The following is a 15,770-nucleotide window of genomic DNA, read 5'->3' on the forward strand; positions in this document are numbered from 1 at the left end:
ACGGCGCCGCCCTCCTCTCCGTAGCGTGGTGATCATCCGCCGCGCGTACTCGATGGAGAGGTTGGGCGGATGCGTCTGTTCTTCGTACCCCTGGTCGCCGCGGCGCTCGTCGTCGTGCCCGGCCCGGCGGCCTCGGCCGCGCAGGTCCGCGTCACTTCGCTTACGGCGCTGCAGTCCGCAATGGACAAGGCGAACCCCGGTGACACGATCGCGCTCGCCGACGGGAACTATTCCGCGGGCTCGACGCTGTCGATCAAGCGGTCCGGCACCGCCTCGGCGCCCGTGACGATCGCCGCCGAGCACACCGGACAGGCCACCATCACCGGCTCGAAGACCTTCGCCTTCGCCGGCGGCGTCTCGAACGTCGTGCTGCGCGGGTTCAAGTTCCGGGGCGGCGCGTCGCTGAGCGTCCCGGCCGGCGCGTCGGGCAACCGCCTGACCCGCAACGACTTCCAGCTCACGACCGACGGCAACTGGGTCACGGTCGGCGGCGACGACACCGTCGTCGACCGCAACGTCTTCCAGAACCGCACCAGCCAGGGCGTGTTCCTGCAGATCCTCGGGCCGTCCGGCGCCATGGCGAAGCACGTCCACGTGCACCACAACTACTTCTACAACCACCAGTTCGCCGGCTCGAACGGCGGCGAGTCGATCCGGCTCGGGCTGAGCGACCGCCAGTCGTACACCGCGAACGCGCTGATCGAGAACAACCTCTTCGAGAAGGCCGACGGCGACAGCGAAGCGATTTCCGTCAAGTCGTCCGACAACGTGGTGCGGTACAACACGATCCGCGACAGCAGGGGCTACATCGTGCTGCGCCACGGCAACCGCAGCACCGTCGAGGGCAACGTCCTGTTCGGTTCCGGTATCCGGTTCCACGGCAACGACCACAGGATCGTCGGCAACTACGTGGCGAATTCCGGTGACCGCGCCATCGTCTTCGGCTCCGGCGACGAAGCCGACAGCGGCCCGGCGAGCAAGCTGCACGACCGGCCGGACCGGGTCACGGTCGCGTACAACACGGTGCTGGGCAGCTCGTCGGTGATCGACGGCGACGGCGGGAACTTCAAGCCGAAGGACTGCGTGGTCGCGGACAACATCGTCAAGGGCACTTCGGGGACGCTGGTGACGCTGCCGAGCGGTTCGACGGTCAAGTACGAGGGCAACATCACCTTCGGCGGGACGGCGGGGGTTCCGTCGCGCAACGTCGACCCGAAGCTGGCCAAGGACGCCGCCGGGCTCTACCGGCTGACGTCGGCGAGCCCGGCGATCGACGCGGGCGTGGGGTCGTATCCGTACGCGGCGAAGGACTTCGACCTGCAGGCCCGCGCGGGCACGTTCGACGTCGGCGCCGACGAGTACTTCGCGTCGGGTGCGACGCGGGTTCCGCTGACGAAGGCGGACGTCGGACCCACCGCCCCGTAGGTGCCTTTCCGGAAAGTGTCGTACCCGCCGGGCACAATGGCCGCATGCCCGAACTTCCCGAGGTCGAAGTCGTCCGCCTGGGCCTGCAGGCGCACGTCGCGGGGCGGACCATCCGCGAGGCGGAGGTCCTGCACCCGCGCGCCATCCGCCGGCACGCCCTGGGGGCGGAGGACTTCACGCAGCGGCTCGCCGGCACCCGTGTCGAGGCGGCGCGGCGCCGGGGCAAGTACCTGTGGCTGGAGCTGTCGGACAAGGAGGCGCTGCTGGCCCACCTCGGCATGAGCGGGCAGATGCTCGTCCAGCCGGAGGGCGCGCCGGACGAGAAGCACCTGCGGGTGCGCCTGCGCTTCGCCGACGACGGGCCGGAGCTGCGGTTCGTCGACCAGCGGACGTTCGGCGGCCTGGCGCTCGACGACCTCAGTGATGTCGGCGGCGACGTCCTGCTCCCGGACACGATCGCGCACATCGCCCGCGACCCGATGGACCCGGAGTTCGACCTCGACGCGGCGGTGCGCGCGCTGCGGTCGCGGCGCACCGAGGTCAAGCGGGCGCTGCTCGACCAGACGCTCGTGTCGGGCATCGGCAACATCTACGCGGACGAAGCCTTGTGGCGCGCTCGCCTGCACTGGGCTCGCCCGACCGAAAAGCTGACCCTCGCGAAAGGGCGAGAACTGCTGTCCGCGGCGTCGGACGTGATGAACGCGGCGCTGGGCGCGGGCGGAACGTCGTTCGACGCGCTGTACGTGAACGTCAACGGGCAGTCGGGGTACTTCGACCGGTCGCTGGACGCGTACGGCCAGGAGGGGCTGCCGTGCCACCGGTGCGGCACGGCGATCCGGCGGGAGCCGTTCATGAACCGTTCGTCGTTCTCGTGCCCGCGGTGCCAGCCGCGGCCGAGGGCGAACTCGGGTAGATAACGGAGGTTTGCCTTTCAGCTAGGATGAATATGCCTGGTAGCTGAGGGAGTGCATCGTGGTCAAGGAGCCCGGAAAGTCGACGCTGGCCGACAAGGTCGACCGGCTGTTCCACGTGGTCCGCAGGCCCGATCGGGAGCCGTACAGCAACGAAGAGGTCGCCAAGGCCTGCCGCGAAGCAACGGGCGAGAGCTTTTCGACGACGTACTTGTGGCAGCTGCGCACGGGCCGCCGCGACAACCCGACCAAGCGGCACCTCGAGGCACTGGCCCAGTTCTTCGGGGTCCCCCCGGCGTACTTCTTCGACGACGAGCAGAGCCGGAAGATCGCGGAGGAGCTGGCCCTGCTGGGTGCACTGCGTGACGCGGGGGTCAGGGATCTGGCGTTGCGCGCGGTGACGTTGTCCTCGGACGGCCTGGACACGATCAGCGACATGATCGACGCGATCGCCCGGCGCGAGGCCGGCCGCGGCGGTCCGAAGAAGGAGAGCTGAGGGAGGCGGATTTTGCCTCACCTCCGCGGGCCGTGGCTCGGGCGTGCCGGGTATCGTCGCGAATCGTCGTTCCGGCCGCCGAGCCGTCTGCGGGGCAGCTCCTTCCGCGTCCGCGCGGGGGATTTTCGGCGCTCGCGCAACCACGGGCGCTCTGCCGCGTTGATCCGGCTGGAACCGTCCGCGGCGTGGTGAAGGAGGGCTGAGGTGGCGCGACCATGGTGGCGGCGGCGACCGGCCCGCTCGCTGTGGCAGCGGGCCCGTCAGGTCGCCGATGGCGTCAACCTGCCCGAACCGTTCGATGCCGAGGACTTCGTCGCGGGCCTGGCCGCCGAGCGGGGACGCCCCATCGAACTCATGCCGGTCAGCGCTCCCGAAGGCGCGCCGTGCGGGTTGCTGATGAGCACCGAACGCGCCGACTACATCCTCTACCCGACCAACACGACCGCGCTGCACCGGCGGCACATCCTGCTGCACGAGGTCGGGCACCTGCTGTGCGGGCACGTCGGCTCCGATGGCCACACTGCCGGTGCCGACAGCGTCGCCATCGACGCCGCCGCCGGACGGCAGCTCATGCCGAACCTCTCGCCCGAGCTCGTCCGGCGCGTGCTCGGGCGCACCACCTACTCGGAGGTCGAGGAGCGCGAAGCCGAACTCGTCGCGAGCCTGCTCGCCCAGCGCGTCGTCCGGCCCGCGGAGCCGCGCGAACCCGCGCCCGCCCTCCCGGAAGGCGTGCGGCGCTTCGATTCCCTGTTCGGCCGCCGCACGCCGTGATCGAAACCGTCGCCTACTACCTCTGCACGGCGGGCTTCGCCGGGTTCGGCTACAAGCTGATCGAGGCACGCCGCAGCCAGCCGGTGCGCACGATGTGGTTCCTCGCCGGCTTCGGCATCTGCATCGCCGGCGGCATCCTCGTGCTGACGCCGGCGATGTCGGCCCTCGCCGGCCCGGGCCCGGTGGCCGAGTGGATCCTGAGCCTGGCCGGCGACGAGCTGAAGCTGGGCGCGATCGGGTTCGCCGTCGCCTTCACGCAGTCGGTGTGGCGTGGCGAAGGCGCCCGGCTCGCACCGCACGCGCTGTTCACCGCGGCGACCATGGTGCTGCTCGCGGCGTGCTTCGCGCTTTCCGGACCGCGGCGCGTGGGCGACGACACGGTCTTTTCGGACGCCGGCCTGCCGTTCGCCGTCGGCGACAAGGTGCTGTTCCTGGTGTACAGCCTGATCAGCCTCGGCCTGCTGTTCGCGGTGTTCGTCCGCAGCGCGTGGCAAGCCGAGCCGGGACCGCTGCGCACCGGGCTGTGGCTGCTGGTCGTCGGCGTGGGCGCGGCGGCGGCGTGGACGTTCTGGGACGTCGACGACGTCCTGCAGCTGGCGTGGACGGGGCGGATCGGTGCCCGCGAGGACCTGCCGTCATCGGTGCTCGCGGCCGTGACGATCGGGTTCGTGACGGCGGGGGCAACGCTCAGCGCGTGGTCGCCGGCGGTGTCGTCGGTGGTCGGCCGGGTCCGGGCGTACCGGGCGTACCGCCGCATCGAGCCGCTGTGGACGGCGTTGCGCACGGCGGTCCCGGGCATCGCCCTCGACCCGGGCCGCGAACTGGCGGGCGGCGCGGAGTTCGCGCTGTACCGCAGGGTCATCGAAATCCGCGACGGCCACCTGGCGCTCCGGGCCCACTTCGACCCGGACCTCCCGGCCCGGGCGGAGGCGGCGGCGCGCCGCGCGGGAGTCCGCGAGGCAGAGGTGGCGGCGACGGTGGAAGCGGTGACCCTGGCCGCGGCGATCGAGGCGGGCCGCGCGGGCCGCCGCTTCGCCCGCGAGCCCGACCAGCCGGCCGGACCGGACACGGAAGCGGACGTGGCCACCGAGGCGGCCTGGCTGGTCCAGGTGAGCCGAGCCTGGCGCCGCCGCGACGCGGTGGTGGAGCGGGTCGAGGCGGCCACGCCCGGCTGAACCGCCGCCGCCACAGGATCGGGGCACCGCGCGGCAATCGCCCCCACGTGACCGCGCCCGGCAACGCTCGCCACGCCCGGCCCGCAGGCGGCGCGCCCGGCTCAGCGCGGGTAGCGGGCGCCGTTCACCGTCACCCTCAGGGTGTACAGCGAGCTCGATGCCGTGATGAACAGTTCGTTCCCCCTGGCTCCGCCGAACGTGAAGTTCGAACACACCTCCGGGATCCGCAGCTTGCCGATCCTCGTTCCGTCCGCGGCAAAACAGTGCAGACCGTCGTGTGCCGCCGCCCAGACCTGGCCCTCGCTGTCCACCCTCACTCCGTCGAAGCCGCCGCTGTCGCTCGTGGCGAAGATCTCGCCGCCGGTCAGCTTTTCGTTGCCGGCGACGGAAAACACCCTGATGTGGCTCGGGTCCTGGCGCGTGTCCGCGATGTACAACCGCGACTCGTCCGCCGAAAACGCCAGGCCGTTCGGCCGGCTGAAGTCGTCCGCGACGATCGTCACCGAGCCGTCCGGGGCCGCCCGGTACACGTGGCAGGCGCCGATCTCGCTCTCGGCCCGGTACCCCTCGTAATCGCTGTCGATTCCGTAACTCGGGTCGGTGAACCAGATTGACCCGTCGGAGTGCTCGACCACGTCGTTGGGGCTGTTCAGCCGCTTTCCCCGGTACTCCGACGCCAGCACCGTGATCGAGCCGTCGTGCTCGGTGCGCGTCACGCGGCGGGGACCCTGCTCGCAGCTGATCAGCCGGCCCTGGCGGTCCACCGTGTGGCCGTTCGCGTACCCGGACGGCTGACGGAACACACCGACCCGGCCCGTCGTCTCGTCCCAGCGCAGCGTGCGGTCGTTCGGGATGTCGCTGAACACCAGGTAGCGGCCGGCCGGGAAGTACGCCGGCCCCTCCGTCCAGCGGCAGCCGGTGTGCAGGCGCTGCGTCCACTCGTCGCCGTTGACGCGCGCGAACCGCTCGTCCAGCAGCTGGAAGTCCGTCTTGATCAGGTCCATCACTCACTCCTCATGAAATTCTGCCAAAAGCATGGATGACCGAACCTGATATGGTCAAGGCGTGGATGAAGTGGATCGCATTCTGCTCAATGAACTCCAGCGCGACGCCACGCAGGCGTACGCCGCCCTCGGCAAGGCCGTCGGGCTCTCCGCCGGCGCCGCCCACGAGCGGGTGCGCAAGCTCCGGGACCAGGACGTCATCCGGCGGACCACCGTGGACGTCGACCCGGCCGCCGTCGGCCGCGGCGTCGCGGCCTTCGTGCTCGTCGAAGCGAACGCCTGGATGGGTGACCGCCCGGTGCGCGAAGCCCTCGAAGCGCTGCCCGAAGTCGTCGAGGCCCACGTCATCGCCGGCCCGGCGTCGCTGCTGGTCAAGGTGCGCACGGCGACGACCGAGGACCTCCAGGCGTCGCTGCGCCGGCTCTTCGCGATCGACGGCGTCACCGGCACGCAGACGATCGTGGTCCTCGAATCCTTCTTCGAGCGGCCGGTGGACACCCGGGGCTGATCGGCACCGCCACGCCGAGGACCCTCCGCCGTGCACACTACTACGCAATGCGTGGTACCTTCCCAAGCGTAAGACTGGAGGGTGCAGTGGAGATCAGTCAGCTGCTCAAGGGCGTACTCGATCTCGCCGTCCTCGCGGTGCTCCGCGACGAAGACGGCTACGGGTACGACGTACTGAGGAGACTCCGGGCCGCAGGCCTGGACGAGGTGGGGGACGCGTCGGTGTACGGGACTTTGCGCAGGCTGTACAAGGCCGGCCTGCTGACCTCGTACGTCGTGCCCAGCGAAGAGGGTCCCCACCGCAAGTACTACAGCCTGAACGAGCCGGGCCGGGCGCGCCTCGCGGAGTCGGGCAAGACGTGGCAGAACTTCGCATCGACGATGAACGGGCTTTTGGGAGAGGCAGCATGAGCGACAAGCCGACCGCCGTGCGGGTGTATCTGGCGCGGGTCCGTACCGCGCTCGCCGACCTGCCCGCGAGCGAGATCGAAGAGATCCTCGAGGACGTCCGCCCGCACCTGGCGGAACTGGAGGCCGAGCTGGGGGAGGGCGCCCGCGTCGAGGCGCTGATCGAACGGCTCGGCTCACCGGAGAGCTACGCCGCCGAGCTGCGCGCGTCCGGCGGGTACCCGGCGCCGGGGGAGGGCGCCACGCAGGTGCTCACCACCACAGCCGCGCCCAGCCTGGTGAAACCGCGGATCGCGTTGTGGGGCCTGGTGTTCTGCGCGCTGGCGCTCGCGCTGCTCGCGTTCGGCGCCGCCGTCACCGTCGACCCCGACGTGTTCGTCGGCCTGCTGCTGTTCGCGCCGGTGTTCGTGGTCAGCCTGGTGCTGCTGCTGCGCGGCGGGGTCGAGCCGGTGCTGGCGCTGCCGGAGGTCGCCTGGCTGCGCACCACCATGGCCAAGGGACGCGAGCAGGAGGACGCCGGCAAGTTCCTGCGCTACCTCGGTTCGCTCAAGCCGGCGTGGTGGGTGCTGTGCGCGGTCGCGCTGGTCGCGTTCGGGCTGCTGTTCATGCTGCGGCACCGGAGCGCGGTTCTGCTGCTGCCGTTCCTGATCCTCGCGGCCGTCGCGGCCCTGTGGGCGGGCCCGCGGGTGCGCACCGACCGGCGGCTGCTGTGGGTGGCCGTGCCGATCTCGGCGTTCGTCATCGGTGGCGCGCTGGGCGGCTTCGGTGCCGCGATCGACCTCTTCGCCCGCGGGAGTTCCTCGAGCCCGCCGTCGTACTACCAGTCGTCGTCCGACCACTACGGCAACGACCAGCTGACCTACGGCGGCCACGAAATCGAAAACGTCTACGCCTTCGACGCCGAAGGTAAGCCGCTGACGGAGGTCTACCTCTACGACGAGGACGGAAGGCCGCTCACGCTGACCCGCTACGGCTGCGAGCGCGCGAGCGGCAGCAGGCAGAAGATCGGTGAGGACAACCGGTTCCCACGGCCGAAGATCGAGCAGGGTGTCACCGACGACCAGGGCAACTACAACGGCTACAACGGTTACCGCGGCGCCTGCCGTGAACTCGGGGGCGTGCCGTTCAGTGCCGCGATCCCGAACGTGACGGTGCCGTCGACGTCTTCGTCCGCGCCGGCCTCGCCGACGCCGACGAGGTAGGGGGAACGAACGCCAGGAGCGGAGGTCGGGGCCGCTCCTGGCGTTCACCCGTTCCGAACGCGCTCGAAACGCCGGGCGAACGCGAGCGTGCTGAGCTGGGCGAATGACACCACCCACGGACAGTTTCGCCCCGCGCACCCGGGTCGTCCACGGGTACGAGCGCGCCTACCGGATGGGCGGGCGCGGGCCGGCCCTGCTCTTCCTGCACGGCATCGGCGACGACTCGTCGACCTGGCTGGACCTGCTGGCATCGCTGTCGGCCGATTTCACGGTGATCGCGCCCGACCTGCTGGGCCACGGCTCTTCGGCCAAGCCGCGCGCGGACTACTCGGTCGCGGCCTACGCGTGCGGCATGCGCGACCTGCTGACCACCCTCGACGTCGACCGGGTGACGGTGGTCGGGCACTCGCTCGGCGGCGGCGTCGCCATGCAGTTCGCCTACCAGTTCCCGGAACGGTGCGAACGGCTCGTGCTGGTCGGCTCGGGTGGGGTCGGGGTGGGTGTCCACCCGCTGCTGCGCCTGGCCGCGGCGCCGGGGGCGGGGCTGGTGCTGCCGCTGCTGGGGACGCCGCCCGCGGTGGCGGCGCTGCGCGGGTTCGCCGGGCTGCTGCGGGTCTTCGACGACGCGGACCTCGACTACGTGCTGACCCGGTACGCGCGGCTGGTCGAGCCGGGCACGCGCTCGGCGTTCCTGCGGACGCTGCGCTCGGTCGTCGACTGGCGCGGGCAGGTGGTCAACATGCTGGACCGGTGCTACCTGACCGGAGGCATCCCGACGCTGCTGGTGTGGGGCACGGAGGACAGGGTGGTGCCGAGCGGCCACGCGCTGCGCGCGCACCGGGCGATGCCGGGCAGCAGGCTGGTCCTCTTCGAGGGCGCGGGCCACTTCCCGCACCGGTCGGATCCGAAGCGGTTCCTGGAGATCCTGCGGGACTTCCTGGCGGAGACCCCGCCGGCCCGGTACGACCGGGCGCGGTGGGGGGAGCTGCTGCGTGCGGGCCGTCCGGCGGAAGCGCCCGGGACGGCGGGGTTGCCGGACGTGCCGGCGGTGTCGTCGGGCACCTGAGCAGCCCCCGTTTTCCACGCTACCGGCGGGCACCGACAGTTTCCGGGGTGGCCGGCGGGGTTGTCCCCAGGCGCGGCGGCGAGGTTGTCCCCGGACATGGCGAAGGCCGCCTCCCGGGGGAGACGGCCTTCCGGTCGACGGGCGTCAGCGGCCGAACGCGCTGCGCGCCGCGAGGTCGGCCAGCAGCGCGCGGCCCTTCTCGGCGTTGCGCGGCTGGGACAGGACGTCGTAGCGGCGGGCGACCAGCTGGCTCTGCGAAATGAACCCGCGCTTGTTCCGGTTCACCGCGTAGCCCAGCGCGCCGAAGAGCAGGTTGAACCCGAGCCCGGCGACCAGGCCGATCACGATCGGGACCAGGCCGGCACCCGGGTTGAGCAGGCTGAGCATCAGGCCGAGGAACAGGCCGAACATCGCGCCGGACGTCGCCGCGCTGCCCAGGACCTTGCTCCACGACATCTTGCCGGCGACCCGCTCGACGAGCAGTGGCTCCACGCCCACGATCGTGACGTCGGTGACGGGGAAGTCGGTGCCCGCGAGGTGGTCGACCGCGCGCTGGGCCTGCTCGTAGGACTCGTACGAACCGATCGGCCAGCCGGTGGGCAGGGTCGGCAGCTGGGGCCGGGCCTGCTGCTGTCCGATCGTGCTCTGCTGCGTGAATGCTGTGGTCATCGATCTCACCTCTCTTGCCCCGTACAACGTGCGGGGACCCCGGTTTCCTCCCGGACGGGCGAATTCACAGGCTCTTCTCAGCCGGGCAACCCGGACAATCCAGCCACGAGTGCAATGGCTCAGAAAAATACCTTTTCTCGGGTTGACCCAGCCTACCTCACCGGGTAGGAAGGACCGGCAAAGGATTCATACCAAACCTTTGGGGCGACGATGGCACGCAGGCGAGGCATGCTCACGCTCGACGAACTCCGGGCGCGCGTGGACGCGGGCACGATCGACACGGTGCTCGTCGCGCTCACCGACATGCAGGGCAGGCTGCAGGGCAAGCGCTGCTCGGCCGAGTACTTCCTGGACGAGGTCGTCGGCCACGCCACCGAGGCCTGCAACTACCTGCTCGCCGTCGACGTCGACATGAACACCGTCGGCGGGTACGCGCTCTCCTCCTGGGACAGCGGGTACGGCGACTTCGTGCTGCGCCCCGACCTCGAGACGCTGCGGGAGATCCCGTGGCACGAGGGCACCGCGCTGGTCCTGGCCGACGTCGAACGCGTGCAGGGCGGCCCGGTCTCGGTGTCGCCGCGCCAGATCCTGCGCGGCCAGCTCGACCGCCTCGCCGAACGCGGGCTCGCCGCCTTCGTCGGCACCGAGCTCGAGTTCATCGTCTTCGACGACACCTACGAGGCCGCCTGGGACAAGCGCTACCACGGCCTCAAGCCCGCCAACCAGTACAACGTCGACTACTCGATGCTCGGCACCGCGCGGCTGGAGCCGCTGCTGCGCCGCATCCGCAACGACATGGCGGGCGCCGGGCTCTACCCCGAGTCGGCCAAGGGCGAGTGCAACCCCGGCCAGCAGGAGATCGCCTTCCGCTACACCGATGCCCTCAGCACGTGCGACAACCACAGCGTCTACAAGAACGGCGCCAAGGAGATCGCCGCGCAGGAGGGCAAGAGCCTCACCTTCATGGCGAAGTACAACGAGCGCGAGGGCAACTCCTGCCACATCCACATCAGCCTGCGCTCCACCGAGGGCCGCGCGGTGCTGGCCGGGGACAGCGAGCACGGCTTCTCGAAGCTGATGGAGCACTTCCTCGCCGGCCAGCTCGCCGGGCTGCACGAGCTGACCTACTTCTTCGCGCCGAACGTCAACTCCTACAAGCGGTTCGTGCCCGGCAGCTTCGCGCCGACCGCGATCGCCTGGGGCACCGACAACCGCACCTGCGCGCTGCGCGTCGTCGGGCACGGCGAGTCGCTGCGCGTGGAGAACCGGGTGCCGGGCGGGGACGTCAACCCGTACCTCGCCGTGGCCGCGCTCATCGCCGCCGGGCTCCACGGCATCGAGAACGAGCTGGAGCTCGAAGAGCCGTTCACCGGCAACGCCTACGACTCCGGCCTGGGCACCGTCCCGACCACGCTCCCCGAAGCCGCCGCCGCGCTCGCCGAGAGTGAGCTGGCGCGCGAGGCGTTCGGCGAAGACGTCGTCGAGCACTACCTGAACGCGGCGAAGATCGAGGTGGACGCCTACAACGCCGCCGTCACCGACTGGGAGCTGATCCGTGGCTTCGAGCGCCTCTGACCACCGGCCCGTCATCGGCCTCACCAGCTACCTCGAACCCGCGAAGTTCCTGGTCTGGGACACCGAGGCCGTGCTGCTGCACCGGGTCTACGTCGACTGCGTCGTCGCGGCGGGCGGCCTCCCGGTGCTGCTCCCGCCGGTGTCCGACGGGTACGGCCGGCTGATGTCCACTGTGGACGGCCTGGTGCTCACCGGTGGGGCCGACGTCGAGCCGGAGCGCTACGGCCGGGAGCCGCACCCGGCCACCTACGTCCGGCCGGAGCGGGACGCCTTCGAGTTCGGCCTGTTCGAAGCCGCGCGCAAGGCGGGCAAGCCGGTGCTCGGCGTGTGCCGCGGCCTGCAGGTGATGAGCGTCGCCCTCGGCGGCACCCTGGCCCAGCACCTGCCCGAAAGCGCGCACACAACCGAACACCAACCGGCGCCCGCGACCTTCGGCCGGGGCACGGTCACGCTGGCCGAAGGCAGCCGTGCGGCGGCGATCCTCGGGCCCGAGACCAAGACCCTGTGCTACCACCACCAGGCGATCGACCGGCTCGGCGCCGGCCTGGAGGCCGTCGGGTGGGCGGCCGACGGCACGATCGAAGCCGCGGAGGTGCCGGGCGAATTCACCCTGGGCGTCCAGTGGCACCCCGAGCAGGACAGCGACGACGTCCGGCTGTTCCAGGCTCTCGTCGACGCGAGCAAGGAGAAGTGATGACCACGTTCGACGTCCGGAACCCCGCCACCGAAGAGGTGGTGCGGACGGTCGCGCTGACCAGCGCCGAGGAGACCGACGCGGCGATCGCCCGCGCGCACGCGGCGTTCCCGGCGTGGCGCGACGTCACCCCCGGCGACCGCGCGCGGCTGCTGCGCCGCTTCGCCGACGCCGTCGAGGCCGACATCGAGCACCTCGCGCGGCTGGAGGTCGAGAACTCCGGGCACACCATCGGCAACGCCCGCTGGGAGGCGGGCAACGTCCGCGACGTCCTCGACTACTACTCCGCGGCGCCGGAACGCCTGATCGGCAAGCAGATCCCGGTGCCGGGCGGCATCAACGTCACCTTCCAGGAGCCACTGGGCGTGGTCGGGGTGATCGTGCCGTGGAACTTCCCGATGCCGATCGCCGGCTGGGGGTTCGCGCCCGCGCTCGCCGCCGGCAACACCGTCGTCCTCAAGCCCGCCGAGCTGACGCCGCTGACCGCGATCCGGCTGGCCGAGCTTGCACGTGAGGCGGGCATCCCGGAGGACGTCTTCCAGGTGCTGCCCGGCAAGGGGTCCGTGGTGGGACAACGGTTCGTTGACCACCCGGCCGTGCGAAAGGTCGTCTTCACCGGCTCCACCGAGGTCGGCAAGCAGATCATGGCGGGCTGCGCGGCGCAGGTGAAGCGGGTGACGCTGGAGCTCGGCGGCAAGAACGCCAACATCGTCTTCGCCGACTCAGACCTGGAGAAGGCCGCGGCGACCGCGCCCTACGGCGTCTTCGACAACGCGGGCCAGGACTGCTGCGCGCGGTCGCTGATCCTGGTGCAGGCGAGCGCGTACGACCGCTTCATGGAGCTGCTGGAGCCCGCGGTGCACGGCGTCGTCGTGGGCGACCCCGGCGACGAGAAGACCGAGATGGGCCCGCTGATCTCGGCCGCGCACCGGGAGAAGGTCGCCTCCTACGTGCCGGACGACGCGCCCGTCGCGTTCCGTGGCACCGCGCCGGAGGGCCGCGGCTTCTGGTTCCCGCCGACCGTCCTCACCCCGCCCGACCTGCGGCACCCCGCTGTAGCGGAGGAAGTCTTCGGCCCGGTCGTCGCCGTCGTGCCGTTCGCGGAGGAGGCCGACGCGATCCGGATGGCCAACGCGACCGAGTACGGCCTGTCCGGGTCGATCTGGACCCGCCACGCCGGCCGCGCGTTCCGCGTGGCGCGCGGTGTCGAAGCCGGCAACCTCTCGGTGAACTCGCACTCGTCGGTGCGCTACTGGACGCCGTTCGGCGGCTTCAAGCAGTCCGGCCTCGGCCGCGAGCTCGGCCCGGACGCCGCCGCGGCGTTCACCGAAACCAAGAACGTCTTTCTGAGCACGGAGGAGTAATGGTCCAGCGTTTCGAAGGCCGCGTCGCGGTCATCACCGGCGGCGCGAGCGGCATCGGGCTCGCCTCGGCCCGGCGCCTGGCGAGCGAAGGCGCGAAGGTCGTCATCGCGGACCTCACGCCGGCCGAGGGCAAGGCGGCCGCCGACGAGATCGGCGGCGCGTTCATCCAGACCGACGTCACCGACGCCGAGCAGGTCGAGAACCTGTTCCACAGTACGGTGGAGCAGTTCGGCTCGGTCGACGTCGCCTTCAACAACGCCGGCATCTCGCCGCCGGAGGACGACTCGATCCTCACCACCGGCATCGAGGCGTGGGACCGCGTGCAGCGCGTCAACCTGACGTCGGTGTACCACTGCTGCAAGGCCGTCCTGCCGCACATGCAGCGCCAGGGCAAGGGCTCGATCATCAACACGGCGTCGTTCGTGGCGGTGATGGGCGCGGCGACCTCGCAGATCTCCTACACCGCGTCCAAGGGGGGCGTGCTCGCGATGAGCCGCGAGCTCGGGGTGCAGTTCGCGCGGGAGAACATCCGCGTCAACGCGCTGTGCCCGGGACCGGTGAACACCCCGCTGCTCAAGGAGCTGTTCGCCAAGGACCCGGAACGCGCGGCGCGGCGCCTGGTCCACGTGCCGGTGGGCCGCTTCGCCGAGCCGGAGGAGATCGCGGCCGCGGTCGCCTTCCTGGCCAGCGACGACGCCAGCTTCATCACGGCGTCGCAGTTCCTGGTCGACGGTGGCATCTCCGGCGCGTACGTCACCCCGATCTAACGCTTCGTCGGTTTCTTGACGCCGTAGACCTCCCGCAGGTAGCTCCAGGCGGCGTTGAGCTTCTTCCGCTCTTCGGAGACCAGCTTTTCGCGGCGGCGCAGCACGCGGACGGCGATTTCCGAGGCGAGGAAGGCGCCGGCGGCGAAGGTCAGCACGCCGACGATCAGGGTCAGGGCGATGATGGTGGTGGTCATGGTGACCAGCGTCGGAGCGCCGTGGGCGGGTCGTCCCTGCGCAAAGCTAGCGGGTTTCGTTAGCTTTGTGAGGTGACGCACTGGCGCGCCGGCGAGTGGGCGGAAGCGGTCCGGGCTGGCATCCGCTCCCGCGGTCTCTCCCTGGACGAGGCCGCGCGGCGCATCGGCGTCCCGACGTCGACGCTGCGCAGCTGGATCGAGCACCGGCACGCGCCGAAGGTGACGGTGTTCGACCACTGGGCCCAGCTCGCCGAGGTCACCGGACTGAGCGAAGCCGAGCTCCTGCGCGTCGCGGGTGTGCTGCCCGACTCGCTCGCGAGCCCGGTGCACGTCGCTCAGGCGGCGAAGGCCCTGCGGGAAGGCATCGACCGGGCCGGGCAGTTCCTCCGGCAGGCGACCGCGCTCGTCTACTCCTCGCCCGGCACGCAGGTGGCCAACGCCATCGCGGCGTCGCCGATCGACTGGGAGATGCGGATCCGCTCGGCCACCCGCGGCGACGAGGTCCGCGTCACCTACCACCACTACGTCGGGATCGTGCCGCCGCGGGACTTCCCCCACGACGACGCCGAGGTGCGCCGCATCATCGAGCACGAGGTCCTCGGCGAGCTTTGGCGGCCGCTCGGGCTGTACTGGCGGGTCGCCGAGGTGCACGACTGGCACGAGCCGCCCCGGCTGGTCATCCAGGTGCCCGAGCAGGAGGCGACCCGCCCGCCCGTGCCGTCGCCGGTCGTCGCCGCGCCGCCGGTGGTCGTGCTGTCGCCGATCTGGGGCTACGGCGAGCTGCTGGCCTCGCTGGTCGCCGACGGCCTCGGGTTCGGCAATGTCGACTTCCGCTACTTCGGCCTCCCCGACGCGATGGAAGACCGGGTCCGGATCACCGCCCGCGAGCTGGCCGGACCCGCACCCCGGCTGGTGCACTCGGTACCGCCGATCATGCTGCTGCACGGCCTGGCCTTGCCGGACCTGACCGGACGGCTCCCGGTCGTGGTCCGCTACGGCCCCCGCATGCGCGAGCGGGCAGCGCGTATTTACCGCGAGCCGCTGCTCGAAGCGGGGTTCGCGGACCCTCTCGAGGGCGCGCGCGCGATCGAGGAGGCGATCGCGGTCCCGCCGGGCTGCGCGTACTTCGAGGTGACCCTGGACGACGCCGACGTCTTCGACGGCGACCGCCCCTCCCTGGACCGGCTCAACGACTCGGTGGCGTGGCACGCCGAGCAGATCGTCGAGCAGGTCCTGCTGGGCGCGGGCCTGCCCCCGGTCCCGCTCGGCGGCCCGTTGAAACGCCTGGTCCTGCCCTCGGGGAGGGTGCGGCGCCCACCGGCCCTTGCCGGGAAGGTGGTGCACCGGGGCGGCGGTCGAGATCACTGTGGTGTTGGCCGGGTGAAGTAGACGTCTCCCGGAAGCGCCGGGTACCGTAGCCGCCACAACTGCAGATCGGGCCGTCGAGCCGAGGCGGGAGAGCCCTCACGAACTCAGTGGGGCACCGAAGGAGCAAACTCCCCGGAATCTCTCAGGTATCCGCTACCGCTTCGTGCGAGGCCA

General features: G+C 71.1%; 17 protein-coding genes and 1 riboswitch. Of the genes, 14 read left to right on the forward strand and 3 right to left on the reverse strand.

All coding sequences use genetic code 11. From position 1 onward, the window contains the following. Nucleotides 1–69 precede the first annotated feature (69 nt). The 5 genes from QRY02_RS46720 to QRY02_RS46740 all read left to right on the forward strand — a co-directional run bounded on the left by QRY02_RS46720 (nt 70) and on the right by QRY02_RS46740 (nt 4,778). On the forward strand, nt 70–1,425 hold the full coding sequence (locus QRY02_RS46720; RefSeq protein WP_285989092.1) for a polysaccharide lyase 6 family protein: 1,356 nt from the start codon (nt 70–72) through the stop codon (nt 1,423–1,425). Between the two features lie 44 nt (nt 1,426–1,469). Next, nucleotides 1,470–2,342 carry a bifunctional DNA-formamidopyrimidine glycosylase/DNA-(apurinic or apyrimidinic site) lyase gene (gene mutM / locus QRY02_RS46725; protein ID WP_285989093.1) on the forward strand — a complete coding sequence of 291 codons (873 nt, stop codon included), beginning with the start codon at nt 1,470–1,472 and terminating at the stop codon, nt 2,340–2,342. 55 nt (nt 2,343–2,397) lie between these two features. Next, nucleotides 2,398–2,832 (forward strand): helix-turn-helix domain-containing protein, encoded by a 435-nt coding sequence (locus QRY02_RS46730; protein WP_285989094.1) that lies wholly within the window; start codon nt 2,398–2,400, stop codon nt 2,830–2,832. 204 nt (nt 2,833–3,036) lie between these two features. Beyond that, on the forward strand, nt 3,037–3,603 hold the full coding sequence (locus tag QRY02_RS46735; RefSeq protein WP_285989095.1) for a hypothetical protein: 567 nt from the start codon (nt 3,037–3,039) through the stop codon (nt 3,601–3,603). Next, nucleotides 3,600–4,778, forward strand: a complete 1,179-nt coding sequence (locus tag QRY02_RS46740; protein ID WP_285989096.1) for an MAB_1171c family putative transporter — start codon at nt 3,600–3,602, stop codon at nt 4,776–4,778. The genes QRY02_RS46735 and QRY02_RS46740 overlap by 4 nt, the downstream gene beginning before the upstream one ends. 101 nt (nt 4,779–4,879) lie before the next feature. Here QRY02_RS46740 and QRY02_RS46745 read toward each other — a convergent pair whose 3' ends face one another. Beyond that, nucleotides 4,880–5,782, reverse strand: coding sequence for an SMP-30/gluconolactonase/LRE family protein (locus tag QRY02_RS46745; protein WP_285989097.1), 903 nt, complete (start codon nt 5,780–5,782; stop codon nt 4,880–4,882). A gap of 61 nt (nt 5,783–5,843) precedes the next feature. On the opposite strand from QRY02_RS46745, the gene QRY02_RS46750 reads away from it, so the two are divergent. The 4 genes from QRY02_RS46750 to QRY02_RS46765 all read left to right on the forward strand — a co-directional run bounded on the left by QRY02_RS46750 (nt 5,844) and on the right by QRY02_RS46765 (nt 8,965). Continuing rightward, nucleotides 5,844–6,290 carry an Lrp/AsnC family transcriptional regulator gene (locus QRY02_RS46750; protein WP_285989098.1) on the forward strand — a complete coding sequence of 149 codons (447 nt, stop codon included), beginning with the start codon at nt 5,844–5,846 and terminating at the stop codon, nt 6,288–6,290. 86 nt (nt 6,291–6,376) lie between these two features. Continuing rightward, nucleotides 6,377–6,700: a PadR family transcriptional regulator gene (locus QRY02_RS46755; RefSeq protein WP_285989099.1), complete on the forward strand. Its 324-nt coding sequence runs from the start codon at nt 6,377–6,379 to the stop codon at nt 6,698–6,700. Next, the gene (locus QRY02_RS46760; RefSeq protein WP_285989100.1) at nt 6,697–7,899 is read left to right on the forward strand and encodes a DUF1700 domain-containing protein; all 1,203 of its coding nucleotides are present in this window, start codon (nt 6,697–6,699) and stop codon (nt 7,897–7,899) included. The genes QRY02_RS46755 and QRY02_RS46760 overlap by 4 nt, the downstream gene beginning before the upstream one ends. Before the next feature lie 103 nt (nt 7,900–8,002). Beyond that, nucleotides 8,003–8,965 carry an alpha/beta fold hydrolase gene (locus tag QRY02_RS46765; protein WP_285989101.1) on the forward strand — a complete coding sequence of 321 codons (963 nt, stop codon included), beginning with the start codon at nt 8,003–8,005 and terminating at the stop codon, nt 8,963–8,965. A gap of 144 nt (nt 8,966–9,109) precedes the next feature. On the opposite strand, the gene QRY02_RS46770 is transcribed toward QRY02_RS46765, so the two are convergent. Further along, entirely contained in the window at nt 9,110–9,634 is a 525-nt protein-coding gene (locus tag QRY02_RS46770; protein WP_285989102.1) for a YflT domain-containing protein, read from the reverse strand. Nucleotides 9,635–9,844: 210 nt separating this feature from the next. On the opposite strand from QRY02_RS46770, the gene QRY02_RS46775 reads away from it, so the two are divergent. From QRY02_RS46775 to QRY02_RS46790, 4 genes are read left to right on the forward strand one after another with little or no spacing between them, the layout of a single operon-like run. Then, on the forward strand, nt 9,845–11,209 hold the full coding sequence (locus QRY02_RS46775; protein ID WP_285989103.1) for a glutamine synthetase family protein: 1,365 nt from the start codon (nt 9,845–9,847) through the stop codon (nt 11,207–11,209). Next, a complete protein-coding gene (locus tag QRY02_RS46780; RefSeq protein WP_285989104.1) occupies nt 11,190–11,903 on the forward strand; it encodes a gamma-glutamyl-gamma-aminobutyrate hydrolase family protein in 714 nt (237 codons plus the stop codon). Before QRY02_RS46775 ends, QRY02_RS46780 begins: the two co-directional genes overlap by 20 nt. Continuing rightward, complete coding sequence (locus QRY02_RS46785; RefSeq protein WP_285989105.1) at nt 11,903–13,267, forward strand: aldehyde dehydrogenase family protein; 1,365 nt, start codon at nt 11,903–11,905, stop codon at nt 13,265–13,267. Before QRY02_RS46780 ends, QRY02_RS46785 begins: the two co-directional genes overlap by 1 nt. After that, nucleotides 13,267–14,034: a 3-oxoacyl-ACP reductase gene (locus QRY02_RS46790; RefSeq protein WP_285989106.1), complete on the forward strand. Its 768-nt coding sequence runs from the start codon at nt 13,267–13,269 to the stop codon at nt 14,032–14,034. Before QRY02_RS46785 ends, QRY02_RS46790 begins: the two co-directional genes overlap by 1 nt. On the opposite strand, the gene QRY02_RS46795 is transcribed toward QRY02_RS46790, so the two are convergent. Further along, nucleotides 14,031–14,228, reverse strand: a complete 198-nt coding sequence (locus tag QRY02_RS46795; protein WP_285989107.1) for a hypothetical protein — start codon at nt 14,226–14,228, stop codon at nt 14,031–14,033. The two genes, QRY02_RS46790 and QRY02_RS46795, sit on opposite strands and share 4 nt — an antisense overlap. Nucleotides 14,229–14,300: 72 nt before the next feature. Here QRY02_RS46795 and QRY02_RS46800 point away from each other — a divergent pair, with 72 nt between their 5' ends. Next, the gene (locus QRY02_RS46800) at nt 14,301–15,617 is read left to right on the forward strand and encodes a helix-turn-helix domain-containing protein (protein WP_285989108.1); all 1,317 of its coding nucleotides are present in this window, start codon (nt 14,301–14,303) and stop codon (nt 15,615–15,617) included. A 54-nt stretch (nt 15,618–15,671) separates the two neighbouring features. Beyond that, nucleotides 15,672–15,765, forward strand: a riboswitch (glycine riboswitch). Nucleotides 15,766–15,770: the final 5 nt, after the last annotated feature.

The sequence above is a fragment of the Amycolatopsis sp. DG1A-15b genome, assembly GCF_030285645.1.
In the GTDB taxonomy this organism is placed as follows: domain Bacteria; phylum Actinomycetota; class Actinomycetes; order Mycobacteriales; family Pseudonocardiaceae; genus Amycolatopsis.